The organism is Streptomyces sp. AC555_RSS877 (genome assembly GCF_019049245.1).
Lineage (GTDB): Bacteria > Actinomycetota > Actinomycetes > Streptomycetales > Streptomycetaceae > Streptomyces.
This window is the reverse complement of the sequence record NZ_JAGMUK010000116.1, coordinates 1-756: the sequence shown is the minus strand read 5'-3', so window position 1 is coordinate 756 and position 756 is coordinate 1. Positions and strand designations below refer to the sequence as shown.

General features: G+C 67.1%; 1 protein-coding gene. It reads left to right on the top strand.

Features of this window, described 5'->3' with window-relative positions:
• Positions 1-109: 109 nt before the first annotated feature.
• Complete coding sequence (locus tag KUM49_RS36570; RefSeq protein WP_217241273.1) at positions 110-580, top strand: hypothetical protein; 471 nt, start codon at positions 110-112, stop codon at positions 578-580.
• Positions 581-756: the final 176 nt, after the last annotated feature.

Below are 756 nucleotides of genomic sequence, written 5' to 3'. Positions count from 1 at the left end.
GCTCCGGCGAGAACCCGCTGGGGGTGTGGTGGTCCTGGCGGGGGTTCCGCGCGGGTTCACGTCCGCCATCTGGGACAAGATGGGGCCTCCGATCTGGAGGGGTGTTGGGATGGGTTACAACCTGCAAGCAGTGATCGCTGACGGGGAGGCGCTGCGTGCCGCGGCGCGGGACTTGCCTGCTGCTCGGCTGGCGTCGATCGGACAAGGCCTGTCGCTGATGCTGATGACAGACGCCCTGTTCGATTCCGTCGCGGACGGCAGCGGTGCAGGCGCGTTGGGGTTCTGGCGGTTGCCAAGAGACTTCGAGAAGGCTCTCGCTGCCTGGTCAGCCGGTGGGCCGCTGGCCTACGTGGAAGCTGAGTACTTCGGCGGCGTGGGCGAGCAGCGGGCTGCCGTGTGGGGTAGCGGCACTGTCGTGCTGGGACCGCTTCACGTGGAGGAGGGCCAGCCCTTTCCGCCTGCTGGCAGTCCGATCTCTCAAGCGCTGCGGCGGTTGGGCGTAGTGGCAGGCGCCGGCGAGGACGAGTTCTCAGCTGTGGGGTTGGACCGGCATCGACACGGTGAGGCGTGGATTGCCTGACGCGCGACTTCCGAATTCCCGCACTCACGGGCAAGTTCCCGAACCCTCTCGCGGAATCTGCCTGTGAGTGCGAGAACCTCGTGCGCTCGCTGATTCGTCCGGCGCAGGGTGCTCACCTGCGTACTTGCGCCGATGCGACCGCCGTACGTCTCAGGGAACCCGCGTGAACTCCAGTT

Excerpts from the sequence above, each read along its gene's own strand:
- KUM49_RS36570 (WP_217241273.1), top strand. The coding sequence starts at position 110 with ATGGGTTACAACCTGCAAGCAGTGATCGCTGACGGGGAGGCGCTGCGT.